At 39.2% G+C, this 23,786-nt stretch carries 21 protein-coding genes and 1 tRNA gene; 8 read left to right on the forward strand and 14 right to left on the reverse strand.

Annotated elements, in window-relative coordinates:
- Nucleotides 1-19: 19 nt before the first annotated feature.
- Nucleotides 20-95: transfer RNA gene (locus tag PTI45_RS03220), tRNA-Asn, on the reverse strand.
- A 39-nt stretch (nucleotides 96-134) separates the two neighbouring features.
- The gene (locus tag PTI45_RS03225) at nucleotides 135-620 is read right to left on the reverse strand and encodes a SprT family protein (RefSeq protein ID WP_069326103.1); all 486 of its coding nucleotides are present in this window, start codon (nucleotides 618-620) and stop codon (nucleotides 135-137) included.
- Between the two features lie 186 nt (nucleotides 621-806).
- Here PTI45_RS03225 and PTI45_RS03230 point away from each other — a divergent pair, with 186 nt between their 5' ends.
- The gene (locus PTI45_RS03230) at nucleotides 807-1,172 is read left to right on the forward strand and encodes a hydrolase/acyltransferase (RefSeq protein ID WP_069326104.1); all 366 of its coding nucleotides are present in this window, start codon (nucleotides 807-809) and stop codon (nucleotides 1,170-1,172) included.
- A gap of 89 nt (nucleotides 1,173-1,261) precedes the next feature.
- Here the strand turns inward: PTI45_RS03230 and PTI45_RS03235 are convergent, their stop codons facing one another.
- From PTI45_RS03235 to PTI45_RS03280, 10 genes are all read right to left on the reverse strand, one after another.
- Nucleotides 1,262-3,487 carry a Tex family protein gene (locus PTI45_RS03235; protein WP_069326105.1) on the reverse strand — a complete coding sequence of 742 codons (2,226 nt, stop codon included), beginning with the start codon at nucleotides 3,485-3,487 and terminating at the stop codon, nucleotides 1,262-1,264.
- Nucleotides 3,488-3,625: 138 nt separating this feature from the next.
- Nucleotides 3,626-3,976: a type II toxin-antitoxin system PemK/MazF family toxin gene (locus PTI45_RS03240; protein WP_069326106.1), complete on the reverse strand. Its 351-nt coding sequence runs from the start codon at nucleotides 3,974-3,976 to the stop codon at nucleotides 3,626-3,628.
- A gap of 3 nt (nucleotides 3,977-3,979) precedes the next feature.
- On the reverse strand, nucleotides 3,980-4,261 hold the full coding sequence (locus tag PTI45_RS03245; RefSeq protein WP_069326107.1) for a CopG family ribbon-helix-helix protein: 282 nt from the start codon (nucleotides 4,259-4,261) through the stop codon (nucleotides 3,980-3,982).
- A 221-nt stretch (nucleotides 4,262-4,482) separates the two neighbouring features.
- Nucleotides 4,483-5,670: an alanine racemase gene (gene alr / locus PTI45_RS03250; protein WP_069326108.1), complete on the reverse strand. Its 1,188-nt coding sequence runs from the start codon at nucleotides 5,668-5,670 to the stop codon at nucleotides 4,483-4,485.
- A 249-nt stretch (nucleotides 5,671-5,919) separates the two neighbouring features.
- The gene (locus PTI45_RS03255) at nucleotides 5,920-6,579 is read right to left on the reverse strand and encodes a hypothetical protein (RefSeq protein ID WP_069326109.1); all 660 of its coding nucleotides are present in this window, start codon (nucleotides 6,577-6,579) and stop codon (nucleotides 5,920-5,922) included.
- A gap of 68 nt (nucleotides 6,580-6,647) precedes the next feature.
- The gene (locus PTI45_RS03260) at nucleotides 6,648-7,403 is read right to left on the reverse strand and encodes a coiled-coil domain-containing protein (RefSeq protein ID WP_069326110.1); all 756 of its coding nucleotides are present in this window, start codon (nucleotides 7,401-7,403) and stop codon (nucleotides 6,648-6,650) included.
- Nucleotide 7,404: 1 nt separating this feature from the next.
- A complete protein-coding gene (locus tag PTI45_RS03265; protein ID WP_069326111.1) occupies nucleotides 7,405-8,661 on the reverse strand; it encodes an SPFH domain-containing protein in 1,257 nt (418 codons plus the stop codon).
- 183 nt (nucleotides 8,662-8,844) lie between these two features.
- The gene (fur, locus tag PTI45_RS03270) at nucleotides 8,845-9,330 is read right to left on the reverse strand and encodes a ferric iron uptake transcriptional regulator (protein WP_137222488.1); all 486 of its coding nucleotides are present in this window, start codon (nucleotides 9,328-9,330) and stop codon (nucleotides 8,845-8,847) included.
- Nucleotides 9,331-9,659: 329 nt separating this feature from the next.
- Nucleotides 9,660-10,733 carry an SDR family oxidoreductase gene (locus PTI45_RS03275; protein WP_069326113.1) on the reverse strand — a complete coding sequence of 358 codons (1,074 nt, stop codon included), beginning with the start codon at nucleotides 10,731-10,733 and terminating at the stop codon, nucleotides 9,660-9,662.
- Between the two features lie 69 nt (nucleotides 10,734-10,802).
- Nucleotides 10,803-11,339, reverse strand: a complete 537-nt coding sequence (locus PTI45_RS03280; RefSeq protein ID WP_245703403.1) for a TetR/AcrR family transcriptional regulator — start codon at nucleotides 11,337-11,339, stop codon at nucleotides 10,803-10,805.
- 294 nt (nucleotides 11,340-11,633) lie between these two features.
- On the opposite strand from PTI45_RS03280, the gene arfA reads away from it, so the two are divergent.
- The 4 genes from arfA (at nucleotide 11,634) to PTI45_RS03300 (ending at nucleotide 16,441) form a co-directional block, all read left to right on the forward strand.
- A complete protein-coding gene (gene arfA / locus PTI45_RS03285) occupies nucleotides 11,634-13,121 on the forward strand; it encodes an arabinosylfuranosidase ArfA (protein ID WP_069326191.1) in 1,488 nt (495 codons plus the stop codon).
- 97 nt (nucleotides 13,122-13,218) lie between these two features.
- Nucleotides 13,219-14,562 (forward strand): ABC transporter substrate-binding protein, encoded by a 1,344-nt coding sequence (locus tag PTI45_RS03290; RefSeq protein ID WP_069326114.1) that lies wholly within the window; start codon nucleotides 13,219-13,221, stop codon nucleotides 14,560-14,562.
- Between the two features lie 117 nt (nucleotides 14,563-14,679).
- The gene (locus PTI45_RS03295) at nucleotides 14,680-15,570 is read left to right on the forward strand and encodes a carbohydrate ABC transporter permease (RefSeq protein ID WP_069326115.1); all 891 of its coding nucleotides are present in this window, start codon (nucleotides 14,680-14,682) and stop codon (nucleotides 15,568-15,570) included.
- 28 nt (nucleotides 15,571-15,598) lie between these two features.
- Nucleotides 15,599-16,441 carry a carbohydrate ABC transporter permease gene (locus PTI45_RS03300; RefSeq protein WP_069326116.1) on the forward strand — a complete coding sequence of 281 codons (843 nt, stop codon included), beginning with the start codon at nucleotides 15,599-15,601 and terminating at the stop codon, nucleotides 16,439-16,441.
- A gap of 112 nt (nucleotides 16,442-16,553) precedes the next feature.
- Here the strand turns inward: PTI45_RS03300 and PTI45_RS03305 are convergent, their stop codons facing one another.
- Complete coding sequence (locus tag PTI45_RS03305; protein WP_069326117.1) at nucleotides 16,554-17,507, reverse strand: ArsR/SmtB family transcription factor; 954 nt, start codon at nucleotides 17,505-17,507, stop codon at nucleotides 16,554-16,556.
- Nucleotides 17,508-17,680: 173 nt separating this feature from the next.
- Here PTI45_RS03305 and PTI45_RS03310 point away from each other — a divergent pair, with 173 nt between their 5' ends.
- From PTI45_RS03310 to PTI45_RS03315, 3 genes are read left to right on the forward strand one after another with little or no spacing between them, the layout of a single operon-like run.
- Nucleotides 17,681-19,162: an alpha-N-arabinofuranosidase gene (locus PTI45_RS03310; RefSeq protein ID WP_069326118.1), complete on the forward strand. Its 1,482-nt coding sequence runs from the start codon at nucleotides 17,681-17,683 to the stop codon at nucleotides 19,160-19,162.
- Between the two features lie 20 nt (nucleotides 19,163-19,182).
- Complete coding sequence (locus PTI45_RS23610) at nucleotides 19,183-19,506, forward strand: hypothetical protein (protein ID WP_083243319.1); 324 nt, start codon at nucleotides 19,183-19,185, stop codon at nucleotides 19,504-19,506.
- Nucleotides 19,507-19,546: 40 nt separating this feature from the next.
- Nucleotides 19,547-20,074, forward strand: coding sequence for a hypothetical protein (locus PTI45_RS03315; RefSeq protein ID WP_069326119.1), 528 nt, complete (start codon nucleotides 19,547-19,549; stop codon nucleotides 20,072-20,074).
- 126 nt (nucleotides 20,075-20,200) lie between these two features.
- On the opposite strand, the gene PTI45_RS03320 is transcribed toward PTI45_RS03315, so the two are convergent.
- Nucleotides 20,201-23,428: a S8 family serine peptidase gene (locus PTI45_RS03320; RefSeq protein WP_069326192.1), complete on the reverse strand. Its 3,228-nt coding sequence runs from the start codon at nucleotides 23,426-23,428 to the stop codon at nucleotides 20,201-20,203.
- Nucleotides 23,429-23,786 lie beyond the last annotated feature (358 nt).

Raw genomic sequence — 23,786 nt, forward strand, 5'->3', positions numbered from 1 at the left:
CACTTGGGTATCTCTCCATTGGCTCCCCGAACAGGACTCGAACCTGTGACAACTCGATTAACAGTCGAGTGCTCTACCAACTGAGCTATCAGGGAATATCTAAAAAGAATAATATAGGTAGTACAAGAAATAATTTACCATGATTCCTGAGGCAAGTCAAGCTGTTCCAATGTTAATTTACCACTGCATTTGCCACAACGATATTTGTCTGGATTCATTTTACGTTTGCGCAAATACTGAGTCTGACAAGAGGTACATAATAACTTATAACGATACAGTTCTTTTCGTTTTTGTTGTTCGATCGCTGGTGGAGCCTGGCAGTATCGGCTTCCACCCACACGTTTGAGCCAGTATTTAAACTCTGCATCCCGGTGACGATAGCCCATACCATGAATATGTAGATGATAATGACACAACTCGTGTTTGATAATGCGTTCCACTTCTTCTATACCAAATGCTTCTAGTTGATGTGGGTTGATCTCTATATGATGACTTCTCAAAAAATAACGTCCACCTGTAGTACGTAATCTAGCGTTGAATACAGCACGATGTCGAAAAGGCCATTCGAAATGCTCCAGCGAAAGTTGTTCTACCCAAGTTTGTAATTCTTCGTTCGTCATGGACACTATTGCTCTCCTTTGTATCGGTTTTACTCTGTATAACTATCCTTTTACTTCATTCGATTGTTGCCGTTAATCTATATTTACTATAAATATAATCTCTTCTCTTGAATTTTAACTTTATTCTAAGCTACACTTCAAGTATAAATTATATAACCCATTTGATATTTAAAGGAGAATCTACTCATGACTGCTACAAACATGCGTTATGTGCTATTGCAACAAGATTCACAACTTTCTTATATAGAAATGCCTGCTGACTATGCTTACCAATTAAGTGCGCTTAACCTCAGACTACATAAAGAAATCAGTAAATTAACAGCTGAAGATATTCCTTCTTTACCTCGTGCGATTGCTGAATGTGACCAGCTAGAATTATTAGACGAGACCGCTTCGATTACAGGTGGATTGGACTACATTAACGAATTGGAACGTTCTTTTGCTATGCTTAAAGAAAATCATTATCCTTTAATCTCATTATTAACAGAAATTCGGGCACTGCAAGCACAATTAGAACAATGGTATGAAGAATACGAAGAATCTCAAGTTTAACGATTTCTTTTCAATCATAATCTCTATATAGCAAAAAGCGTACACTTTTCGAACAATAATTCGAAGAATGTACGCTTTTTAAATTATCTTTATGCTTGAGCAGCTTCATCCGCAGAGGACTTGCGCATCGTCAAGCCTACACGACCTTTTTTATGATCGATATTTAGAACCCATACTGTTACATTATCCCCGATAGACACCACATCCATCGGATGCTTCACAAAGCTGTTACTTAATTGTGAAATGTGTACCAATCCATCGTTTTTGATACCAATATCAACAAAGGCACCAAAATCAATAACATTACGCACCGTTCCTTGCAGTTCCATCCCTGGCGATAGATCTTCAATTTTCAACACATCGGTGCGGAAAATAGGCAATGGCAATTCGTCACGTGGATCACGACCTGGACGTTGTAAACTATCCAAAATATCACGTAATGTTGGAACACCAATATCCAATGTTTCTGAAGCTTGCTCTACATCGACATTAGATAATGCTTCTACTGCTTCAGGTGTACCTAATTGCTCAGGTGTAATTTTTAACGATTTAAGCAATTTGGTTGTAGCTGCATAAGACTCTGGATGAATCGATGTGTAATCGAGTGGATTTTCGCCACCATTGATTCGTAAAAAGCCCACACATTGCTGGAGCGACTTCGCACCCAAACGTGGTACTTTTTGCAGTTGTTTGCGACTTGTAAATTTACCATTTTCTTCACGGTATTTTACGATGTTTTTGGCAATCGTTGTATTAACGCCTGCTACATACGATAACAGCGATGGAGAAGCTGTATTCACATCTACCCCAACATGGTTAACTGCGGACTCTACAACGGCTTTTAGACTGCTCTCCAGATGTTTTTGAGAGACATCATGCTGGTATTGTCCTACACCGATTGCTTTGGGATCGATTTTGACCAATTCAGCTAATGGATCTTGAACACGACGAGCGATAGAAGCTGCACTACGCTGAGCTACATCCAGATCAGGGAATTCTTCTTGAGCGAGTTTGGAAGCGGAATATACACTTGCTCCTGCTTCACTGACGATCAAATACGATAGTTCTTGATCTGTAATCTCTTGAATCAATTCAGCGACAAATTGTTCGGATTCACGAGAAGCTGTTCCGTTACCAATAACGATCAATTCAATATCATACTGCTTGATCATACGGCGGAATATGTCAGCAGCTTCACGCTTTTTGTTATGTGGTGGAGTTGGATACGTTACTTCAACTTCAAGTAATTTACCTGTACCATCTACTGCTGCTAATTTACAACCTGTCCGGTAAGCTGGATCGACACCAAGTACACGTTTTTCTTTAATCGGTGCTTGTAGCAACAGATTACGAAGATTACCAGCGAAAATAGAGATGGCTTGCTGATCACCTTTTTCTGTTAATTCTGCACGTACTTCACGTTCAATCGATGGCGCAATCAGACGTTTGTAAGCATCTTCGATCACATTGATCAATAGATCGCGAACAGCAGAAGAACCTTTAACAACCTGCTTTTCCATATACCGATGAATAGATTCCGGTTGAACTTCCAGTTGTACTTTTAAAATATTTTCACGTTCTCCACGATTGATCGCTAAGATACGGTGAGGTGGCATTTTTTTAGCTAATTCACGATAGCTATAATACATTTCATATACAGACTCTTCCGTAGGCGCTTTGGCTTCTGTAACCAGCATCCCTTGATCAAGTGTGTATCTTCTAATCCATGTACGCAGATTCGCATCATCCGATAGACTTTCTGCAATAATATCCATAGCGCCTTGTAGAGCTTGGTTCGCATCTTCTACACCTTTGTCAGCATCTACGTAACGTTCTGCTTCCACGAGTGGTGCAGGGCTTGCGTGTTGCTCCATTATCCAATTGGACAGTGGCTCTAACCCTTTTTCTTTGGCAACACTTGCACGTGTTTTACGCTTTTGACGATACGGACGGTATAAATCTTCAACCACTTGTAATTTAGCTGCACTTTGAATAGCAGTCGCTAACTCTTCGGTTAATTTATCTTGTTCACTAATAATCCGTAGCACTTCATCTTTACGTTCTTGTAAATTACGCAAATATTGATGACGTTCTTCAATATCTCGCAATTCATTTTCATCTAGTTCGCCGGTCATTTCTTTACGATAACGTGCGATAAATGGAATCGTATTGCCTTCTGACAATAAATCAATCGTTGTGCGAATTTGTTTTAATGAAATTTGTAATTCGCTTGCGATTTGTTTAATAATTTGTTCACGAACTTGCTGTTCGGTGACTTTGGCTTGTTCTTCTGTGATTACTTTTTGTTCAGACAAATCCTATCCCTCTTTCTCTTCTCCCTTACAACGGAGATTCCTCGCATCATACTTTTATTATCTCAGACAATGTCTTTGATTTCCACCTGAATACAAAAAAACCCGGTGATAGCACCGGGTTGAAATTGCAAGTTAGGCTTAAAATTCAACTAAGCCTAAACTGATCTGGAGCGCATCGTGTACACGACGCATGGTTTCTTCATCCAGATGTGTAATCTTATCAGTTAGACGCTGTTTATCAATAGTTCGAATCTGTTCCAGCAAAATAACGGAATCTCTGTCAAACCCATGAGATTTAGCGTCGATCTCTACATGTGTTGGCAATTTGGCTTTTTGAATCTGTGCTGTAATTGCCGCCACAATAACCGTTGGACTGAAACGGTTGCCGATATCATTCTGGATAACCAGAACCGGCCTCACGCCGCCCTGTTCGGAGCCGACGACGGGCGATAAATCTGCAAAAAATACATCGCCACGTTTTACGATCAATGTCTACACCCCGCTAACTAAACGGTCCAGAGTGATGTCCGCCTCTTCCTCCGCATGAAAAGCTTCGCAAGCGATTCTCAGATTGATCTTAGCCATTTCCATATATCCACGCTGCATCGCTTCACGGATATACCGCTTTTTGCGTTCAGTGAGATAAATTTTGGTGGCTTTTCTGATTAATTCACTGCGATCGGAATCTTCTAAAGCTGCGATACCATCCACTTCTTGCAGAAGTTGATCCGGCAAACGGATCATAATGCTCTGCGCATTTTGCATGTTGTCCAACTGTCAAGCACCCCCAAAACCTTTTCCAGCTCTACCCCTATAGCGGCTGTATTGGTATCTTTTGTGCACGAATCTAACTTTCTGGTCTTTGCGACACATACGACATATGAGGCAAGTTTGCTGCCATCATTATAAACCAGATCATACGTGTGCGTACAGACCTTTCTTGATACTTATGTAAGATTCGCTGTAAATATTCGGTTTCCTTCTGATTCACAAAATTAATTTGTAAAATGTGTAAGGGGATTCCAAAGGGTGACAATGGCATTATTCCGGTAGTATGCACGAGGCACTCTAGCGGCAATCATACAAACGATTTCATAGTGAATTGTACCGAGCTTCGATGCCAGCTCATCAGCAGTAATGACAGCATCATGCTGTCTGCCAATTAAGACAACCTCTTCGCCGATTTGGATTTCTTCTGCTTCTTCAGCAAAAGATTTAAGTGATACCATGCACTGGTCCATACAAATCGTTCCTACTACAGGGACACGGCGACCACGAATTAACACTTCCGCCACTCCCGTTAACATTCGAGAATAACCGTCCGCATAACCGATAGGAAGTGTCGCAATATATTCATCACTTTCAGTAACATATTTCCCGCCATAACTTACTTTAGAATGATCAGGAAGTTGTTTGACGTATGTCACTTCAGTTTTGAGCGTCAGTACTGGAGTTAATTCTATCGCCTGTTTGTTCACTTCAGCTGAAGGATACAGCCCATACAATGCAATACCTATCCGAACCATCTGAGGCGATAATTCAGGAGTATCAATAGCGGTAGCACTGTTCCCCGTATGTATGATAGGGATAGAATAACCCAGTTCACGTAATTGCACGTTAACCTGTTGAAAACGTTCGTATTGTTCCAATGTATAACTTTTGTCAAACTCATCCGCCTTGGCAAAATGGGTAAACATTCCTTCGATCTCAAGTTGTGGCACTTTGAAAGCTCTAGTAATAAAATCAACTGCCACATTAGTCAAAAGACCGATTCTTCCCATTCCGCTGTCGATCTTGATATGAGCTTTAAGCTTGCGTTCGGAAGAATCAAGCACAAGTCCAGCTATCGCTTCAAGTACATCTTCCGTGAATACATTAAGAGTAATATCATATTCATAAGCAGCAGATATACCTGCCGGTCCGGTATAGCCCAGAACAAGAATAGGCATACGTATACCTTGCTGACGCAGCTCAATCGCTTCATCCAAAAATGCCACACTCAAATAGTCCGTACCTAATCGTTCCAATTCTCGTGAAATTTCAACTGCTCCGTGTCCATAGGCATTACCTTTAACACAACATAGCAATTGAGTCTGTGGAGATAAAGCTCCACGAAAAGCTTCGTAGTTGGTACGTAATGCATCCAAGTTAATGTCTGCTCTCGTTGCTCGATACTGTTGCACTTGCAGTCACCTTCTAATCCGTTTTTGCCTATAAAGGGCAATAAATATATGTTAATGCGGAAGTAAGATAACTGTCAATTACACTTGGATACATTAACAAGGCGAATATTAAAAAAGACGATGTTCCGTAGTGCAGTTGCGCCTTGCGGTTTCGTCTTATATCGTAGTATTTACCCGCTTCAAGGTCGATAGAAGCGGGATTTTGAGTATTTTGTAAATTTACATTTAAAATTAAAACTTTTTCATTTTTTATTCATACACAACGGTGTTACCGCAATATTCACAATCTTTCTTTTCATGCGGTGCAATCGTATAAATCGCTCCACAACCGGAACAATCTACCTTTTTAGGCTGAAGATTAGGAGCAGGAGGTTGTGTTGTTGATGCATTCATGGACTGATGACGTTGTTGCTGTTGCCATGACATATAAGGTGCTGTTTTGGGATCTAAAGGATTGAAGATTTTATAATCTGTTGTTGTCGTACTATTGCCATTACTGTTACTTGTCGTCGTTGTTGTAGATGAATACGATGTGGTGGTATTGATCTGCTGATTAGGATTTGCTTGACGATGTGGAATATGTTGAAGATCTATGGGATCAATCGTATGAATAGAACCTGATGAATGGTTTTGATGCTGTTGTTGACGTTCATTATGAAGCTCATTTTGACGAGCATACCAATCTTTTTGTGCCTGTACTTTTTGTTTGTGCAATTTGATTTGTTTGGAACCAAAATGGATTAGCAAAAAACCAGGTAAGAATGTAAATAATGATACTATAATCCAACTTCCCCACAGACTCCCTATTGAAACAGACGTACCATCTGGAACAAAAATTCCAATAGATATTAATGCCCATACTAACAAAAACGGAATACCAATGACGATCATAATAATACCAACTGCCATATTTATTAACTCCTTTACAACTGTATCTTTTCTTTTTATTCAAATGACTTTCTTACTACTTACGTGTATTAAGACTTTACAGTAATAAGCTTACGATTACGTTGTTGAAGTAAGTCTTGTACAGATCCGAATACTGATTTTAGCTGCTGTATCTGTTGAACAGCTTTGTGTTCATCTTCAATCGGGGTCTGCATCATTTGTTCTTGTAAACGTCTGACTTCATTCACCAGTTGCTCTTCTTCTTGCCAAATATCAGGATGAGTCACAGGATCACTAAAGCGTACATTTTCTTCAAGTTGAACGAATAACTGTTTGAGTTCACTACGATAAGGTTCTTGCCAACCTTTTAATTGCAGATTGGATTCATTGAGTATGGATCGAATTTCTTGAATACCGAGCACCTGCAATCGTTCTTCTTTATCAATGCCACGTTCAGTCTGCATAAACCAGATCAATAACCCGCCGATCACAAATACAGCACCAAATGTAATCAATTGAATCCAGATATATAAGCTGGTCGGAACCGCGATCACTAACCAGAGCAATACAGCATACATAATCGTTAATGCTTGATACGTAACAGCTACAACCACTAACCCTAGAAATGCAGGTACTGTCTTTTTAAATTGCTCTGCTCGTAGTGCGCCCCAGCCTGCTAAAGACCATACTATTGTTTCTGCTAAAACAACGGTTGCTAAAGAAACCCAAAAACGAACATCTAATATATGAAAAGAAGCTAGAAGAAAAAAGCCAATCACAGTAATCGTCAAAATAACACCATACAGTAAGGTAATGATTTTGATCCCTAAGCGATTATCGGTCATCTTATTGTTCTCCTTCTGGTGTAACACGTTGACCACATTCCGGACAGAACTTTTGACCTGGCTGAACAGCATGACCACAACTGCTACACGTCATCACTGCCGATGCTCCACATTCTGGACAGAATTTCACACCTGCTTGAAGTGCAGCACCGCAACTACGACAAGGCTTAGCAAATGCTTTACCACAACTTTTACATTGTGTTGCACCTTCTGGATTATCTGCTCCACATTGATCACAGGAGTTGTATTTGTCTCCACAATGCGCGCAAAATTTGGAACCCGGTGTGAGTGGTTGACTGCATTTATCACACGTATGTTGCGTATTGGAATGAGAAGATGTTGAATCATTAAATTGAACATTTCCTGTTCCACCCGTTACATCCATTACTCGACCAAGACCTGCCATCCCTTGCCCAAAAGCACCACCCAAACCAAAGCCCATACCCATGCCTAGTCCAGCACCCATTAGCCCTGCTTGTGTACTCCCTTCATTTTTGGCAGCTCCTTCTAACGTATCAAAGCTTCGTTCTTGTTGATACGTATATCCAACGATATCCATCTCTGCTTTGCGTGCTAAGGCTTCTTGCAATCTTTTGACAGAAGGATCGTCATCCGGTGTATTAACTGAATCCATATATAAGTTCACGATTTCAATACCAAATTCTGCGAAAACAGGCATCATTTTTTCTTTGACATGATTGGAAATCTCGCTTATGTAAGCATTAATCTCCAGTATACTAATCTGCTTGTGTACCAGATAAGACGAAATACTTTCGTTGATATTCATTAACAACAATCCACGGAAATATCTTGAAATATCAGCTTGATCAAATTGAGATAGTGTACCGACTAATTTCACCAGAAATTTACGTGAATCTTCGATACGAATACCCATCTGTCCAAAAGCACGTACTGGAATAATAATTTTATATTTAGGATCTTGTAATTGAATAGGTGCAGTTGTGCCCCATTTCATATCTAAATTGCTTACCCGATTGACATACCATATCTCTGCTGCAAAAGGAGAATGTCCGCCGAATGGAATATTAACGATGTTATTAAGCAACGGAATATTCAGTGTACTGAGTGTATGTCGACCTGACCCAAAAGTATCAAACGCTTTACCACCTTTGTACAATATCGCTTCTTGAGACTCGTTAACGATTAATTGTGTCCAAGTGCCTAACTCTTCATTCGGATGCTTCCAAGCATATACATCGGGTGTACCGTCGTACTTAATTACTTCTACTAATGCCATCTTTCTTCCCCTTTTCTTTATCTATCTCTATTTTATTATTACATACGTACGACCTATGAGATAAGTCTCAATTTTGGCAAATTAAGGGCAGTCTATATTGTCGATATAAGCTATATTTCGGTTGCGTATTTGTGAAAATAAAGATGAACGCAAAAAAAGAGCCATTAATGGCTCTTTCTGGGATTAAGATACAGCTTTACATTTGTTGTTGGACTTATTTTTATCACGTTCTTTGACACGACATTCTGTGCATATGCCCTGAAAATCAAGACGATGATCGGTGACAGTGAAACCATATTCTCGTTCAATCCGTTTCTCAAGTGGCAATAACCAGTCATCCATAATTTCTTCCACATTCCCGCATTCGGTACAGATTAAATGATGATGTAAATGGGGGCTATTCGCTTGACGAAGGTCAAATCGAGCGGCTCCATCGCCAAAATTCACTTTTTGTACAACATGCAGTTCGTTCAAAAGATCCAGTACACGGTACACCGTCGCCATGCCGATTTCTGGAAATTGTTCTTTCACTAATAAAAATACTTCTTCTGCACTTAAATGATCTTTTTCATGTTGGAGTAATACCCGAATAGTCGTTTCACGTTGAGGTGTCAGTTTATACCCTTTTGATTTTAAGCGCTCTTTAATCCGGTTCAATTGTTCTGTCAGTATCATTATGTGTTCACACCTTCCGGTTAAATTTGCAAGATATCTACAGATTCTAAGATGAGCATAATCTGATTTTCACGATAAATCTATATGTTCTAGCACAACTTATTATGAAATTATTAGAATACGATATGAATATGCAGTATTTATACTTAGAATAATTATAATTCTATAATAACTAAAATGTAGCACTCTTGTAAAGCATATTGGATAAAAAAGTAAATTTATCATAAAAAAAAACGTCAATGAAAAAAGAGAGAATTTAAAATGTATTCTCATCCTTTTTTTGACGTTATACTAATGAACGATTTTATTTCTATCGTTGTCATTTATACATAAGTCTGAAGCTGAAGACGAGCATCCAGATCTTGTATAACTTTTTGCAATCCATTTACAGTAATTGTAGATTGAATACCATATTTAGCTTCGATCTGGCGTACTGATTCTAACGGATATTGTTGCTCGACGATAAAATCAATAGAAGCTGCCGGTACACCTAGCTTTTGCCCGAGCGATGTACTCAGTATGTATTTAACTACGTAAGGTGGAACAGATAAAATAGGTTGAGGAGCATTCAATTCTAAACTGATCTGCTTCACCAATTGCTTGATATTATAGGTATGTTCAGGACGATTTAATAAATAGTATGCTTGCATATGAGGTAATTGTGAATGTTGCTCTTCCAATAATAAACAAATCAGAAAATCAGCAATATAATCAACATGGACTAAAGGTAACCAGTGACGTTTTCCACCCGGTACAATACGCATCTTTCCTTTACGTACCGCATCGACTACGATGCCAAGTCCTCCTAATTGCGGTGTAGTGCCTGTTATCGAATCTCCAATCACGACTCCTGGATGAATAATGGATAATGGAAATCGATGCTGGAATGATTGCTGACGAATATAAGCATCGGCTTTGAACTTCATCTGTTCATAAGGAGCTTCATGTTGTAATAATTGATCCAATCGTTCTGGAAACTGGATATGTTCTTCAGTGACCGGGCTTTTATAACCTACGATATGAATAAATTGCTTTAAAGAATGAGCTTGATGAATCTCGCTCGCTAACTCTGCAATATGGATAGCCCCTTGCATAAAAGCAGAATACGCTTGATCGGAATGAAGTAAAATATCCATCGGCCCACCTGCATGAATAATCGTATCTGCCTCCATCGCTAGTTCCCAATCTTCATTAGACAAACCTAAGTGCGGTAATCCAAGATCGCCTTCTATCGCGATAACTGACGAACTATCTTTCCACTTCTGTAATGTCTTCCACTCTTTCCATCGTTGTAAAGAACGAACCAGTACAATGATGCGATAATCGGTTGCCAAACATTTTTCCAATAGTGCCTTGCCAATAAACCCTGTTGCACCTGTCAAAAATAAAGTATGCATATTCGTCTCCTCATCAATATCTATTTATTTTTAATTTAGTACTGATCTGTACTAATATATTCAAAAAAATTACTTCAGCATGGTTGCCAAAGCAAAAAGTGAGGATCGAATCATTTGCGGGTTCTGATGAACATGACCTAAAAATAGTCCTCCTTCTATAGTAGATACGATTAATGAAGCAACAGCAGGTGGTTGCAAAGACTCATTAAATTCCTTACGCTGTATCCCTTCAATAATCAATTGTTCGACCACGATCACTTGCTGTTCAAAAAACTGCTTGATCGCATTGCGAATATGTTCTGCTTCTATAGGAGTCTGTGTGTACAATGTTAAAAATGGACAGCCTCCCAAACAATCGACTTCTTCCATGATTAGAAGCTCCGTAAATCGTTGTAGACGTTCCCATACTGATTGATCATGCTGAGCAGCAATCTGTGTAATCTTCTCTGTATATTGTGTGATCAGTTGATGAATAATAGCTGCTAACAGTTCTTCTTTACTTGCAAAATGATAATAAATATTCGTTTTAGACACTTTGCTTACTGCTACGATCTCATCCATACCTGCTGCTAAATATCCTTTTTGTAAAAACAATTCCGTTGACAACTGTAAAATGAGATCACGATTTGAGGTTTTATTTTTTTTAATCATAATTAGTACTGTACGGTACTAATCTTAATATTGTCAACTGTTATTGCTTTGTACAGGTCTATCATTTATATATTTATTTTAGTTAATATTTATGTTAATTATTAATATTATTATTGACTGGGTAAAAAATATATGCTACATTTGCTTTGTTAAATTATGCAAGAAGTATCCAAATGAAGCGTTATCATTATTGATGATGGATTAAAGAAAGGATGAATATTATTGTCACAGTCTAACCTTAAAGCCAAAATGGTCGTGGATAAAGCTTTTCGTATCGCTGAAGTTGATAAACGCATTTATGGTTCCTTTATCGAGCACTTAGGTCGTGCCGTATATGGTGGTATATATGATCCTTCTCATGCGTCCGCAGATGAAAGCGGTTTCCGTAATGATGTCAAACAATTGATACAAGAGCTACAAGTGCCTATTATTCGTTATCCTGGCGGTAATTTTGTATCCGGTTACAATTGGGAGGATGGCGTTGGGCCTGTTGAATCTAGACCGAAGCGCCTAGAGTTAGCATGGAAAACGGTTGAGCCTAACGAAGTCGGTACCAATGAATTTATGAAATGGGCAAAAGAAGCCGGTTCCGAGGTCATGATGGCTGTCAATTTGGGAACACGTGGTATTGATGCTGCTCGTAATCTAATCGAGTACTGTAATCACCCGGGCAATTCTTATTACAGCGATCTACGTAAACAACATGGTGCAAGCGATCCTTACAATATCAAAACATGGTGTCTTGGTAATGAAATGGATGGTCCTTGGCAAATTGGTCACAAAACAGCGGACGAGTACGGTAGATTAGCACTTGAAACAGCTAAAGCAATGCGTCAGGTCGATTCAAGTATTGAATTGGTGGCTTGCGGAAGTTCCAATACAGGCATGCCTACATTCCCAGAATGGGAAGCAACAACACTGGATCATACGTACGAAGCAGTAGATTATATTTCTCTTCATCAATATTATGGTAACCCTACTAATAATACTGCTGATTATCTAGCCCGCTCGATGGATATGGATCATTTTATTCATACCGTTATCTCTACATGTGATTACATCAAAGCCAAAAAACGCAGCAAAAAAACAATGAACTTGAGCTTTGATGAATGGAATGTATGGTACCACTCCAATGAAGCAGATAGCAAAATGGACCCTTGGAGTATTGCTCCACCACAATTGGAAGATGTGTATAACTTTGAAGATGCTTTGTTAGTCGGCAGTATGTTACTTACTTTCTTGCGTCATGCTGATCGTGTGAAAATGGCTTGTCTGGCTCAATTGGTCAATGTTATCGCTCCGATTATGACAGAAGATGGCGGACGTGTATGGAAGCAAACGATTTTCTATCCATATATGCACACTTCTACTTTCGGACGTGGGGTATCCCTCAAGCCTGTTGTTGATTCTCCTAAGTATGATGCTAGTGATTACACCGATGTTCCTTACTTAGATAGTGCTGTTGTATATGATGAGGAAAATGAATACTTAACGATCTTTGCTTTAAACCGTCATTTGAGCGAATCATTAGACTTGAACTGTGATGTGCGTTCTTTTGAAGGCTATCAGATCGAAGAACATATTGTACTTGAAAATGATGATCTTAAAGCAGTCAACACAGCAGATGAAGAAAAAGTGGCTCCACATCGCGGAGGTCAATCTCAATTAGATGATGGAATGTTAACCGCTCGCCTTGCTAAAGCTTCATGGAACGTTATTCGTCTTCGTAAAGCGTAAGCTTCGCCTTATTGTATAAAAATCAATACGATTTGGGTTGGAATATGTACAGTGGTCTATGTATTACTTTTTTGAAATTTAAGGGGAGGTTTAAACTATGTTGCGTCAAAAAAGTTGGCTGATTGTCTTGGCGAGTGTGTTGATGTTGTCTTTGGTACTTGCAGGCTGTGGAGGTTCCAAAAAAAATTCAGATCCTAATCAATTAACATTTATGTTCCGTGGTGGACCCGATGAGCAAAAAGCATATAATGCGGTTGTCGAGGAATTTAAAAAAGATAATCCGGGTGTAACGGTTAAAGTGATTCAGACAACAGGTGATCAGTATGCTACTAAATTACAAGCGGCGATTACAGGAAACAGTATTCCTGATGTATTCTTCTACAATCCTGCTGATCTGAAAGCATACGTAAATAGCAACATCTTATTAGACATTAGCAAGTATATCGAAAACAACAAAGAAGTTGACCTGAAAAACATGTGGGCAGATGGCGTGAATTTCTATCGCTACGATGGTAAAGAAGTGGGCAAAGGCGCACTATACGGACTGCCTAAAGATTTGGGTCCTTTCTCCCTCGGCTATAACAAAACCATGTTTGAAAAAGCAGGCATCCCTCTGCCGGACAAAAACAAACCTTATACATGGGATGAATTTATCAAAGTCAATCAAGAGCTAACGAAAGATACCGATGGTGATGGCAAATTAGATCAATTCGGTACTGGACTGAACGTACAATGGGCGCTTCAAGCGTTCGTATGGAGTAATGGCGCTGATTGGATTGATAGCACACATACTAAAGTAACTATCGATGAGCCTAAATTTATCGAAGCTCTACAATTCTTTGCAGATATGCAGAACAAATACAAAATCACCCCTGCGATTGAGCAAGCACAAACACTAGATACGTACCAACGTTGGATGAGAGGCGAACTTGCATTCTTCCCGGTTGGACCTTGGGATCTAAGCACGTATGATCGTGAATTGAAATTTGATTATGATCTTATTCCTTACCCAGCAGGTTCTACAGGCAAAACAGCAACATGGATCGGTAGTCTAGGTATCGGTGTATCCAGTAAAACAGCTAATCCTGAACTAGCTGCTAAATTAGTGACTTATTTGTCCGCTTCTAAAGAAGGACAAGAAGCATTGGTGAAATCTGGCGTACAGATTCCGAACTTACAAGATATGGCGAAAACATGGGCTGCTGATACATCTACTAAACCAGCCAACAAAGAAGAATTTATTAAAATCGTAACTGAATATGGCAGACCTTTACCAGGTCAATATACGTACAATGCAGAATGGTATGACCTATTCTTCACTGATGTTCAACCCGTTATTGATGGTAAAATGTCAGCTGCTGATTATGTCAAACAAGAACAGCCTAAAATGCAAAAACTACTCGATCGTGCCGTCGAGCAGGATGAAAAATCTAAAAAATAAGTTTTAAATCTTCCACTAAATGAGAGCCATTTTGAGAATGGTGAAAATGATGTTAGCTTTCCCTAAATCCAAATGGGACTAACATCATTTTCATTCCAGATGAATTAGGGGTGAATTATGAAAACCAAATCTAATCTGTATCGTAAAGAAAAATATTTTGGTTATTTGTTTATTTTGCCACCCGTTGTCGGTTTCTTACTGTTCACACTTTACCCTGCCTTATATTCGGTATATGGATCATTTACCGATTGGAACGGACTTGGACAGATGAACTTTATCGGGTTGGATAACTTCAAAGATATTTTGACAGATGATTTCTTTTACAAATCAATGTTTAACACTTTATTCTTAATGATCGGTATTCCGATTGGATTGGTTATTTCTTTACTACTAGCATTAGGTCTAAATCGTAAAATTCCGGGTACCACTACATTCCGCGTGATCTATTATGTACCGGTTATCTCTTCACTCGCTGCAATCTCTATCTTGTGGCAGTGGGCATATAACGGCGATTATGGACTGGTTAATCAATTCCTTGATCTATTTGGAATCAAAGGCCCTAACTGGCTTGCAAATACAGCTACAGTCAAACCAGCGTTGATTATTATGACGATCTGGAAAGGTCTTGGTTACTCCATGCTTCTTTATCTAGCTGCTCTACAAAGCGTATCTCGTAGCTACTATGAAGCAGCTGAATTAGATGGCGCAAGTGGATTCAAGATGTTCCGTCATATTACATGGCCGATGGTTAAACCAGTTACTTTCTTCCTTGTGGTTACGAATATTATCGGCGGATCTCAGATCTTCACCGAGATTAATATTATGACACCTACAGGCGGACCTGAGTTCTCCTCAGCTACAATCGTATTCTACATCTGGCAGAAAGCTTTTGATAACTTACAAATGGGCTATGCTTCGGCAATGGCTGTTATTTTAGGACTATTTATCTTTATTATTACATTGGTTCAGTTCAAAATGAATGAGCGTTCCAGCTTTGATGTCGATTGATTACTAGCTCGAAAGGAGTGACTACAGAATGGTTCATACCAAGCAACAAAAGATAAGTAATGCGTTCATTTTTGTTTTACTCTGCATCGGAGCTATCGTGATGATCGCTCCATTGCTGTGGATGGTCTCTACTTCATTTAAAGACAGACAAGATGTATTTGCTCTTCCACCGAACTGGATTCCTGCTGTGTTCCACTTTAATAAATATCAGGAAATTTGGACAGCGGGTCCATTATTAAGCGGTATTATCAACAGTCTGATTGTGGCGCTTACTGTAACCATTATCGGTACGATTACATCCAGCTTAGCCGCTTTCGCTTTTGCTAAATTACGTTTTCCTTACAAAAATCAAATCTTTTTACTATTGCTTTCTTCGATGATGATTCCGTATCCAGCTGTTATGATCTCTCAATTCATTATGTTCTCTGAATGGGGATGGGTCGATACACTATTACCGCTGATTGTACCGGGGTTATTCGGTAATATTATTATGATCTTCTTCTTGAGACAGTATCTGTACAGTATTCCAAATGCAATCATTGAAGCTGCCAAAATCGATGGAACTTCTTACTTCGGCATTTATGCCCGTATTATTTTCCCATTGATCAAACCAGCGATTGCAGCTCAGTTAATTCTGTGGTTTATGGGGATCTGGAATGATTACTTACCTCCTATTCTGTATCTGAACTCTCCTGAAATTCAGACGCTACAGATCGTTATTGCTAACTTTAATGCTAACTATGCGATCCAAAGTGATTATCCATTAATCATGGCGGCATCTGTAGTATCGTTGTTACCGATCTTGATTATTTTCTTGATCTTCCAGCGTCAAATTATCGAGTCTGTCGCTATTTCAGGTGTAAAAGGATAATCAACTGCACTCTATCCCTTTTTTACTTTTATCTAAATCTTATCCAAAAACTAAACCATACCAAAAAACGGCTAGAGATTATTCTCTTAGCCGTTTTTTGGTATGCACTGCATTAAGATTGTGATTCTGCTTCACGTGCACTAGCATTAGCAGAATGAATTAATTTGTCATAATACAACCGGAATACGATATCCTGATTATAGTTACCAAATCCTCTACCGAACAGTGTTAACCCGCCGACATGCTCAGACGAAGGATCGACTGCGATACGTAATGTCCACTGACGATCGCGTACATTGACCTGATCCAGATTCACATCAGATAATTTCTGCCCATCCATATATGTACCATCTCTAGATACAGTCAGATGTTTGAGTAGTCCATATTGATTGACAATATCCGGCCACCATTGCGGATTGTACTTACCACGCTTGTCTCCATAATCACCCGGACTTGTCCACGTTCCTAATTTCACTTCATTCAAATAGAAAGTAATGTCTGAAGGAAAACGATTATCTGTCAAAGGCGCTTCTGACGAAATCTCAAGCGATACTAACAATTCTAATGGATTTTCGGTAGACAGCAAAAAGTTAGGAATTTTATATTCAATAAATCCTTCACTAAACCACAGAATTTTGGCTTGAAAACGTTCAGCATCGAAAAAATAACGAGTATCGTCTACTTGCCCGATAAACTTTTCAGCTGAAGCTAAGCCACAAGTTGGTTCTACTTTAAGGTCTGTATAATGTCCGATTGAAATTTCACTTTCATGGTATTGACGTAAATGCTCTACTTTATTAGGAAAAATAATTTGTGCTTCTTCCACTTGAAGTGAACATATTTTTTGTACGCCCCCTTTACCGGGTTGCATACTTGTTGAAATAATTCCTGCTTTCTCTAGCTTTTTGACATGCATAGAGACGATGGCACTGGTTAAACTTACTGCTTCCGCTAATTCACGAATATTCATAGGTCGTATAGCAAGTAATTGAATGATTTTGTGCCTTACACTGCTTGCGAGTGCTTCATACACAGGCAATGATTTATCCGAAATATCCAGATTCATATTCAGGCTCCTCCAATACCAAATGTGTGTAACGTAAACCAATACCTTTCCACTATATCGTTATGTTAATAAAAATACAAACGTTATTCTATTTATGTCGTAAAATTATATTATATATTATCAAAAAACGTGTTATTATCGTCATGTAAGCGATATCAAGGAGGTATATATATATGATTAACATGAATATGAATATTCAAGATATCACAGGGAAAATCAGTCGGCATATCCACGGACAATTTGCTGAACATCTAGGTCGTTGTATTTATGAAGGTATCTGGGTAGGAAAAGATTCACCGATCCCCAATGTAGAAGGCATGCGTACCGATGTGATAGAAGCGTTACGTAAGCTTCATATTCCTGTTCTACGCTGGCCAGGGGGCTGTTTTGCAGATGAGTATCATTGGAAAGATGGAGTCGGTCCTACAGAGCAACGTGCTCGTATGGTAAACAACAACTGGGGTGGCGTAGAAGAAAACAATCACTTTGGTACCCATGAATTTCTACGATTATGTGAGTTGCTTGAGACTGAACCTTATATCAGCGGCAATGTAGGCAGTGGTACGGTTCATGAGATGCAACAATGGGTTGAATATATGACTTTGGATGGGCAATCTCCAATGGCAGACTGGCGCAAACAGAACGGTCAGGAAGAACCGTGGACATTAACTTATTTTGGTGTAGGTAATGAGAACTGGGGTTGTGGTGGTAATATGCGCCCTGAATATTATGCTGACCTCTACAGACACTATTCTACGTATGTTCGCAACTATGGAGATAATCAAATTTATAAGATCGCTTGTGGAGCAAATAGTGATGATTACCACTGGACAGAAGTATTAATGCGTGAAGCTGGACACTTAATGAACGGATTGAGCCTACACTATTACACGCTTCCTTCCGGCGATTGGACATCGAGTAAAGGTTCGGCAACTGATTTTACAGAAGAAGAATGGTTTACAACGCTCAAAAATACATTATATATGGAAGAATTGATTATTAAACATTCCAAAATTATGGATAAATATGATCCTGAGAAAAAAGTCGGTATGATTATCGATGAATGGGGAATCTGGACAGATGTAGAACCAGGAACTAACCCGGGCTTTTTATATCAGCAAAATACATTACGTGATGCGATTATCGCAGGTGTGAACTTAAACTTATTTTATAAATATGCAGATCGGATCAAAATGGCAAATATTGCACAGATGGTGAATGTGCTACAAGCAATGATTTTGACAGAAGGCGATCAGCTCATCTTAACTCCGACATATCATGTATTTAATATGTATCAAATACATCAGGATAGCCAAAGACTAGACTTGCAGTATACAAGCCCTAAATACACGATGGGTGCTCAATCTATAGACAAAATCAGTGCAGCGGCTTCCAAAGACCATCTAAATCGTGTTCATCTGACGATCTGTAACTTGAGCCATAACGAAAGTGAATCGTTCTCTTGCCGCATAGAAGGCTTTACCCCTTCAGATATTCAAGGCAAAGTATTAACGGCTTCTGCTCTCAATACACATAATACATTTGAACATCCAGAGCAAATTACTCCGGTTGCTTTGGAAGTCTCTTTTGCCAAAGACGGTACATTAACATTCGAACTTCCAGCGGCTTCTGTCGCAGCGATTACGTTGATCTAACAGAGAGGACGGTCACCCTAATGCCAGCAATCAATCATGGATGTAAAGGTTGTAACCGTAGCCCTCAACTGTCTGACGAAAAGATTGAACGATTGGTCGCTATCGCTATTCAACATAAACAGCCTCATGAGTTAACACCAGAGTCTGTACAGCAAGCACGAATGAACACTTGCTTGTCTTGTCCTTCTTTACAATATGGGACAACGTGCAAACATTGTGGCTGCCTTGTGCATATCCGTACACGTTTATCTGCCTCTTATTGCCCTTCTCCCTATGGATCGCAATGGGAAAAAGAAGATGTGTTGTCAGACATTCTAAGGTATAATGCAAACGGGAATGGTTAAGTACTACGATAACCCGTATTGAATTTTTGGAGGTCTATACATGACAACACATCAAATCGAACAATTATATGTTGAAGGTATTATTAATGACGATACGCTAACTGATATTTTGCATCAATGGGCAGTCGTGCCACTGCTTTATGATGATGGTCACGAGATTGCAGTCGAAGACTATTTCAATCATCTTGAACATTCATTGGGTGTAGAAGCTTATGCTGCTGCTCAATCACTATATGAGCTATCTGTACAAGCTTCTCGCCGCTTTGCTGAACCGGATGTATATGAAGTGTTGCAAGACTGTATCAGCTTGCAGGAAGACTTGTGGATGACCAATGTTCTGACATTAGGAGATTGGATTCATTGGATGGAACAAGCGTCTCAAGGAAAGCTTGATTTGCCTGTGATGGATTTCCATAGTCTATTTGAAGATTTGCCTGAAGGATATATGATTCAAGATTTCCATGATGATCTATTATTTATGCTGGAGCAAGAAGATCATCCTAAATACCAAGAAGCTTTAAAACAACAACAACTGTTGTATCGTCAACTAGGTGTGACTGCTTCCTAGTCTATCCCCTATGATATGAATAATGATGTTATTCACATCAAAAAAAGACGCTCAGCTATATTAGCTTGAGCGTCTTTTTTGTTACTTATGATCGGGTTAATCAGGTGTGTACCCGTTTATTCAGTATTACTTTTTAGGAGCCGTAATTTTTACCAAGGCATTTACAGTAACCGTTGCTGTTGGATCTGTTACTGAAGTGATTTGGATTTTCAATCGAGTCATACGTGATCCAGAAGCTGGATACTTAATCAATACACCTTTGTTATCTACATATTTCAGATCATCGCTAGACAATACTTTATAATCTAGACGATTATCGTTTGGCAATGTAATCACAGATTGTCCAAGAACATTGTTACCATCAATAATGTAGTTAAATGGTTTTTTCGCTGTAGCAATACGTGTTTTCTCTGTACCTACAATACGGTATTGAGCAGAAGATGTATGAATCGAGTTGCTATCTACTGCACCTGTTGGAGAAACATTGTATGCAGCCAATTGCAATTTGTACGTTCCTGGCTCTAATGCTTTGAGAGAAACCGTACCATTAGCTGAAGCCATGACTACATTATCAATATCATTGAACTGGTAGTATCCCGGGTCAAATAAAGGATAACCTTCTTCAGTTGGAGATTGAACATATTGAGCGGCTGTTCCTCTAAGCTCATCGTCCAGACCATACACGTTCAATTCAATAACATTAGAATCTTGCGACGTTAAATGGAAACCTACATCTGTTACATCTTGTTTGCCATCCAAACGAATATTGGTATTGCTTACTGTCACTTCTTGAATACCTAAGCCTGTATCTGGTAATTCAGTACCTACATGCAATACAAATGGTAAATGCAATGTAGGATAACCATTAGCTGTTAATACCACTTCACCTTCATAAGGCCCTGTTGCCGCAGCAGCGTTCGGTTTGACGGCTAATGAGAATTCTTTGGTTGAGTTGCCACCTAGTAAGATCGAACCATTAGCATCCAATCCTTTAAGTGTAGCACTGATATTACTTACATCCGGTGTTGAAGTCGGATTGTAAGGATCAGAAGTGACATCAGCATGCAATTGAATGCTTGCTTTGTAAGACACTGTTAAAGCAGAAGTGTTTTTCAATTGTAATTTTTTCGTTTGTTCTGCACTACCTGGTTTTAATACGCCAAATGCAGCGGAAGAACCATAGTTAGTCACTGTTTTCTTATTCAAGTTTTTATCCAAAATAACAATCGATTCTACCGTTTCCAATAATGCTGGAGAGTAGACTGCTGATGCTACATTTGCACGTCCAGCACCTTGAGAATAGACATCGTATTGTGTATCATTCTCATCTTTGATCACATCTGCTGTATTCACCAATGCTGCGCGAATATCAAATGGTGTCCAATCCGGATGTTCTTGTTTCAGTAATACAGCTAGACCTGCAATATGCGGGCTTGCCATACTTGTTCCGTTTTGACGCGTATATGCTTCAGCATAAGAAGCATCTTTGATAAATTTACCGTAAGCAGGAATTGTAGATTCAATACTTACACCTGGAGCCACTAGATCAGGTTTAATACCTAGAAGTCCATCTTGGTTAGGACCACGTGAACTGAAATCAGCCATCGTGTCGCCGCGTTGTTCTGTTTTTGGATAGCTGCTTCCGAATTTGAATGTTAATGCATCCGCAGAAGATTTCAATGCTTCTTTAGCTAAAGCACGTCCTTCTTTACCTGCCATATCAAATGTTGGAATATATTCGAATCCATCCCCTAAGAATGCGCTCGAACCGATTGGACCATCACGTCCAACCACACTTTCAGACAAGTCAGCTTCTAACGGATTGGAAGCTTTAACATTACCGTTGAAAATGATAGCCGCTTTGGCTCCATTGTCTTTAGCTACTTTGATTTTGTCTACGAATGTTGCACTACCACGCGAGATCAAAACCACTTTGTTTTTCACATCTTTGCCTTTATAATCACCCACTAGACCCAATCCTACATACACTCCATCTAATGGAGAAGTACCTAGAACTCTTTGGAAATCTTCGTTTCCTGTACGCCAAGCCATTAAGTTCAATCCATACGATTGACCATAAGCATCTGCTGTTACCGTTGTTGTCTCATTTGCATTGTGATAATTAACTGCCGCAGCACTTACTGCCTCTGCTGTCGCAGCAGCTTCACTACTGTATACCGAAGCCGTTACGGTTGAAGCGAACTGTTTGGTAGGAATAGTAGAAGCTCCTACAGAAATAGCCAATTGGGAAGATGCAGGTGAACCCATAGAATAGTAGTAATATCCTTGTTTGGCTGCATTACCATTTGCAATAACGGCTACAACTCCACTGAGTACAGCATTGTTGATCGCGATAACGTCTGGTGAGTTGACATCTTTCTCAGCATCAGAACCTAGAGATAAGTTGATAACATCCATACCGTCTTTAACCGCACGTTCGATTCCATCAATAACCTGTGCGGAAGAACCGGAAGAACGTCCTGTCTCTGCGTTACGTCCCAATACTTTGTATACATAAAGATCTGCATCATAAGCGATCCCTTTTTGTACGATATCACTTGTTTTGTTCGCTGCACGACCTACAATCGTTCCTGATACGTGAGTACCATGCGATGTACCGGCAAATCCTGTACCGTACGGATCGTCTTCAATAGCGATAGGTGGCTCTTCATACGGATCGTTATCTTTTTCAAATGAATCGTATCCGCCTTTATAAGCACCTTTCAAATCAGGATGCTCATAATCAACACCTGTATCGATAACACCCACTTTAACACCTTTACCTGTTAATCCTTTTTGCCAAGCCACAGGTGCACCAATTAAGTTCAAAGGAGAAGCATCATATGTAGCTGCTGTTGCTGTAAGCGAAGGAGGATCTTGTACAGGAATCGTGTAATACACACTATTCTCATAAATAGACTTTACACCTGGCAATTCAGCCAACTTGGGAATTTGATTTGCTGGAATCGATACTTCCATACCGTTAAGTACCGTATTGTAGCGATAATTAACTTTAAGCAAAATACCTTGCGCTTTGGCTGCATTCACAATAGCAGATTGTTGAGAATCAATTGCTGTTTCTGTAGATTCTGTAGCAAAGCTACGTACACCTGCTTCAGCAGCATATTGACCTATAGCAACCGGTTGATTAGACAATTGCACGATAACGCGTATTACTTTACTAGAAGTCACATTTAATTTAGGCGAAATAACAGGTGCTTCGTTTGAAGTCTGATTAAGCAACACTGTCGGTAGATTGCGTCCTATTTCGTACGGAGATGTTGCTGTACCTGCTTCAGCTGCGAAAGAAGCAGTTGGCGATAATAAAGTACCTACAGCTAGAACAGCTGCCATGGAAACAACCGAAAATTTACGGATAACGTGTAACTTCGTCAAATGATTTCCCTCGTTTCGTTAAGTTAGATAGTGTGTGTAATGATTTTTTACCGAACTAAAAGGTAGCCCCAGAATTAAACCGTTAACATCTTACTTTAAGTGTAAGCTATAGTAACCTCCTTTAATGAGAATGTGAGGAAGATTTTGTAACATAAAGTTATATTACCACCTGAATTAACCAGTGGCTAGATATTTTATCCATCTATAGAGAAAATTTGCGTTAGTTATAATGAAATAATGAATTTTTATCAATCTTTAACCAAATTTATAATATATATTACATTAAATGGAATAAAAAAGAACCTCTCCTATAGTA

This window comes from Paenibacillus nuruki (assembly GCF_001721045.1).
Taxonomy (GTDB): Bacteria; Bacillota; Bacilli; order Paenibacillales; family Paenibacillaceae; genus Saccharibacillus; species Saccharibacillus nuruki.

Bases quoted from the DNA above. Each gene is read 5' to 3' on its own strand.
- PTI45_RS03290 (WP_069326114.1), top strand. From the start codon at position 13,219: ATGTTGCGTCAAAAAAGTTGGCTGATTGTCTTGGCGAGTGTGTTGATG.
- PTI45_RS03260 (WP_069326110.1), bottom strand. From the start codon at position 7,403: ATGACCGATAATCGCTTAGGGATCAAAATCATTACCTTACTGTATGGT.
- PTI45_RS03255 (WP_069326109.1), bottom strand. From the start codon at position 6,579: ATGGCAGTTGGTATTATTATGATCGTCATTGGTATTCCGTTTTTGTTA.
- PTI45_RS03305 (WP_069326117.1), bottom strand. From the start codon at position 17,507: ATGAATCTGGATATTTCGGATAAATCATTGCCTGTGTATGAAGCACTC.
- PTI45_RS03225 (WP_069326103.1), bottom strand. From the start codon at position 620: ATGACGAACGAAGAATTACAAACTTGGGTAGAACAACTTTCGCTGGAG.
- PTI45_RS03310 (WP_069326118.1), top strand. From the start codon at position 17,681: ATGATTAACATGAATATGAATATTCAAGATATCACAGGGAAAATCAGT.
- PTI45_RS03320 (WP_069326192.1), bottom strand. From the start codon at position 23,428: ATGGCAGCTGTTCTAGCTGTAGGTACTTTATTATCGCCAACTGCTTCT.
- PTI45_RS03275 (WP_069326113.1), bottom strand. From the start codon at position 10,733: ATGCATACTTTATTTTTGACAGGTGCAACAGGGTTTATTGGCAAGGCA.
- PTI45_RS03265 (WP_069326111.1), bottom strand. From the start codon at position 8,661: ATGGCATTAGTAGAAGTAATTAAGTACGACGGTACACCCGATGTATAT.
- arfA (WP_069326191.1), top strand. From the start codon at position 11,634: ATGGTCGTGGATAAAGCTTTTCGTATCGCTGAAGTTGATAAACGCATT.
- PTI45_RS03295 (WP_069326115.1), top strand. From the start codon at position 14,680: ATGAAAACCAAATCTAATCTGTATCGTAAAGAAAAATATTTTGGTTAT.
- PTI45_RS23610 (WP_083243319.1), top strand. From the start codon at position 19,183: ATGCCAGCAATCAATCATGGATGTAAAGGTTGTAACCGTAGCCCTCAA.
- PTI45_RS03300 (WP_069326116.1), top strand. From the start codon at position 15,599: ATGGTTCATACCAAGCAACAAAAGATAAGTAATGCGTTCATTTTTGTT.
- PTI45_RS03315 (WP_069326119.1), top strand. From the start codon at position 19,547: ATGACAACACATCAAATCGAACAATTATATGTTGAAGGTATTATTAAT.
- PTI45_RS03230 (WP_069326104.1), top strand. From the start codon at position 807: ATGACTGCTACAAACATGCGTTATGTGCTATTGCAACAAGATTCACAA.